Genomic DNA, 3,660 nt, shown 5'->3' with positions numbered 1-3,660 from the left:
GCGGCCCGCGCCTATCTGCGGGCGCTCACCGGGGACGCCGAGGCCGAACGCCGGGACGCCTTCCTGCGCCACGCCCCGGAACTGGTCGCCCGGCTGGAGAGCGACCCGGCCCTCGCCTTCGAGTGGCGCGCCTTCCCCGACTACGTCGCCGCCCCCGGCCGGATGGACGCGGGCCGCTCCTTCGTCCCGCTCGACCTCGCCCCCGGCGAACTGGGCGAACTGCTGCCCCTGGTCCGCCCGGCCGTCGACCGCGACCGCGCGGGTCTGGGGCACCCCGAAGCGCCGCTGACCGCGGGCCGCGCCCTGATCGGACGCCTGCTGCTCGCCGCCACCCGCACCGGTCACGCGCACATCCGCACCGGGCACCGGGTCACCGGTCTGGTCACCGAGGACGGCCGGGTCACCGGTGTGGAGGCGCTGACCGCCGGTGGCACCGTCCGGGTACGGGCCCGGCGCGGTGTCCTGCTCGCCGCGGGCGGCTTCGAGGGCGACGACGCGTGGCGCGCCGAGCACCGGGTGCCGGGCGGCGCGGCGTGGAGCATGGCGCCCCGGGGGACCAACACCGGGGAGGTGCTGCGCGCCGCCGTCGCATGCGGAGCCACTACCGCCCTCATGGACGAGGCGTGGTGGTGCCCGGGCACCGAACTCCCGGACGGCGGTGCCGCGTTCACCCTCGGCCTGCGCGGTGGTCTCATGGTGGACGCCACCGGGCGGCGGTTCGCCAACGAGTCGCTGCCGTACGACCGGATGGGCCGCGCCCTCGCCGCCGCCCAGGAGGCCGGACCGTACGCCTACCTCGTCTTCGACTCCCGGGGCGGTGGCGCCCTGCCCGCCATCACCGTGCCGCCCACCGACCCGGCGGAGCACCTGGCGGCCGGGACCTGGGTGCGGGCCCAGACGCTGCCGGAGCTCGCCGGCCTCCTCGGCGTCCCCGCCGAGGTCCTGACCGACACCGTCACCCGGTTCAACGGCTTCGCCGCCACCGGCACCGACGAGGACCACCACCGCGGCGAGGACCCCTACGACCTGTTCTTCGCCGACACCGAGAACGCCCCGGGCCCCAACCCGTGCCTGGTCCCGCTCGACCGGGCCCCGTACTACGCGGCCCGGCTGGTCCTCTCCGACCTCGGCACCAAGGGCGGCCTGCGCACCGACGCCCACGCCCGCGTGCTCGGCGCCGAGGACCGCCCGCTGACCGGCCTGTACGCCACCGGGAACACCAGCGCCTCCTTCACGGGGCGCGTCTACCCCGGCCCCGGCGTCCCCATCGGCACCGCCATGGTCTTCGCCTCGCTGGCCGTGCGGCACATGGCCGCACAGCCCGCCCCCGCGGCCTGATCCGGGCATCCCGGCCAGTGGGATGTCCGGCGGCGGTGGCGGGAGAGGGCGTTCTACGGTCACCGCACCGCCGGCCACGACGAGAGGAACTCCATGATCGACCAGAGCGTGTACGGGCCGTGGGCGGTCGTCGCCGGCGGCTCCGAGGGCGTCGGCGCCGCGTTCGCCGACCAGCTCGCGGACGCCGGGATCAACCTGGTCCTGATCGCCCGCAAGCCCGGCCCGCTGCACGAGACCGCCGCACGGGCGCGCGCCAAGGGCGTCGAGGTCCGCACCCTCGAACTCGACCTGCTCGACCCGGCGGCCCTGGCCTCGGTCCGTGCCGTCACCGACGGCCTGGAGGTCGGTCTGCTGATCTTCAACGCGGGGGCCAACAGCTACGGCCACGAGTTCGTGACCGCCGACCTCGACCGCGTCCAGGGCGTCCTGGACCTGAACATCACCGCGCAACTGGCGCTCACCCACCACTTCGGGGCCCTGATGAAGGAGCGGCGGCGCGGCGGCATCATGCTGGTCGGTTCGCTCTCCGGCTATCTGGGCCAGGCGCAGATCAGCGTCTACTCGGCGGCCAAGGCCTTCAGCCGCGTCTTCGCCGAAGGACTCTGGCTGGAGCTGCGCCCCTACGACGTGCACGTACTCGAACTGGTCCTCGGCGTCACCCGGACCCCCGCCATGGAGCGGGCCGGGCTGCGCATGGACCTGCCCGGGCTGCGGGTCGCCGAACCCGACGACGTCGCCCGCGAAGGGCTGCGCCACCTCGCCGACGGACCGGTCCTGGTCCTGGTCGCCGGCGGGACCGCCGAGACCGCCGAGCGCCGCAGCGGCTTCCCGCGCGCCGACCTCGTCCTGGGGGCCCACGAGGCGTCCAAACGCCTGCTCCCCGCCCCCTCCTGACGGCCCGTCAGGTGCGGTGGGCGCCGACCGCCACCGCCGCCCGGTAGGCCCCGCCCCCGAGCACCGCCCCCAGAAGTCCCCTCCCCGGAGAGCAGATGAGCGAGAGCGAGCACCCCCTGACGATTCCCGGCGCCCTCGACCTCGCCGTCGCGCGCGCCCCCGGCGGGGAGGCGGTCGTGGACGGTGCCGTACGGCTGACCTGGACGCAGGTCCGCGACCAGGTGCGGGTGGCCGTGAGGTCGCTGACGGCGCTCGGCGTACGGCACGGCGACCGGGTCGCGATCTGGGCGCCCAACAGCCACCGCTGGGTGGTGGCCGCGCTCGCCACGGTGTCGGCCGGAGCAGTGCTGGTTCCCGTCAACACCCGTTACAAGGGCGCCGAGGCGCGCTGGCTGCTGGAACGCGCTCAGGCACGCGTGCTGTTCGTCGAGAACGGCTTCCTCGGCAAGGACTACCTGGCCATGCTGGACACGGACACGGACACGGACACCGGGGGTGGTGGTGCGGTCCGGCCCGTCGCCCTGGAGACGGTGGTGGCACTGGACGCCGCCGCCCACCCCGGCACCCTGTCCTGGGACGGCTTCCTGCGCGGCGGCGCCCGTCCGCCCGCCGGGGACGCCACCGCGCACACCACGGCGGTAGGCCCCGACGACCCCTGCGACCTGCTCTTCACCTCCGGGACCACCGGCCGGCCCAAGGGCGCCCTGACCACACACCGGCAGAACGTCCTCACCTACCGGGCCTGGTCCGCCCGCACCGGGCTCACCGGGGAGGACCGCTACCTGGTCATCAACCCGCTGTTCCACTGCTTCGGCTACAAGGCCGGGGTGCTCGCCTGCCTGCTGCGGGGCGCCACGATGGTCCTGCACCCGGTCTTCGACGTCCACGACGCGCTGCGCACCGTCGAGGCCGAGCGGATCACCGTGCTGCCCGGCCCGCCGACCATCTACACCGAACTGCTGGACGCGCCCGGCCGGGACCGCTTCGACCTGTCGTCGCTACGGCTCGCGGTGACCGGCGCCGCCGTCGTCCCGGTCGCCCTCGTCCGGCGGATGCGGGCCGAACTCTTCCCCGAGGTGCTCACCGCCTACGGGCTCACCGAGAGCTGCGGCACCGTCTCCGTCTGCTCCGCCGACGACGACGCCGAGACCGTCGCGATGACCGCGGGCCGCCCGATCGACGGTGTCGAGGTACGGGTGGCCGGCCCGGACCGGACCCCGCTGCCGGCCGGGCACGACGGCGAACTCCTGGTGCGCGGCTACAACGTGATGCTCGGCTACCTCGACGACCCGGAGGCCGGTGCCGCCGCCGTCGACGCGGACGGCTGGCTGGCGACGGGGGACGTCGGCCATCTGGACGCCCGCGGCAACCTGGTCCTCACCGGCCGCTCGAAGGACATGTTCGTGGTCGGTGGTTTCAACGTCTACC

Annotated in this window: 3 protein-coding genes; all 3 read left to right on the top strand. The window is 75.0% G+C overall.

Annotated elements, in window-relative coordinates; genetic code table 11:
* Positions 1-1,338 (top strand): FAD-binding protein (locus IH13_RS0129055; RefSeq protein WP_037842760.1); only part of this gene is annotated, 1,338 nt, incomplete at its 5' end.
* Between the two features lie 93 nt (positions 1,339-1,431).
* Positions 1,432-2,232, top strand: a complete 801-nt coding sequence (locus tag IH13_RS0129050; RefSeq protein ID WP_031088993.1) for an SDR family NAD(P)-dependent oxidoreductase — start codon at positions 1,432-1,434, stop codon at positions 2,230-2,232.
* Between the two features lie 95 nt (positions 2,233-2,327).
* Positions 2,328-3,660 (top strand): AMP-binding protein (locus IH13_RS38770; RefSeq protein WP_031088992.1); only part of this gene is annotated, 1,333 nt, incomplete at its 3' end.

This window comes from Streptomyces sp. NRRL WC-3549, from assembly GCF_000721935.1.
Taxonomy (GTDB): Bacteria; Actinomycetota; Actinomycetes; order Streptomycetales; family Streptomycetaceae; genus Streptomyces.
The sequence above is the reverse complement of the archived record's forward strand: the minus strand, read 5'-3'. Positions and strand labels throughout refer to the sequence as shown.

Excerpts from the sequence above, each read along its gene's own strand:
- IH13_RS0129050 (WP_031088993.1), top strand. The coding sequence starts at position 1,432 with ATGATCGACCAGAGCGTGTACGGGCCGTGGGCGGTCGTCGCCGGCGGC.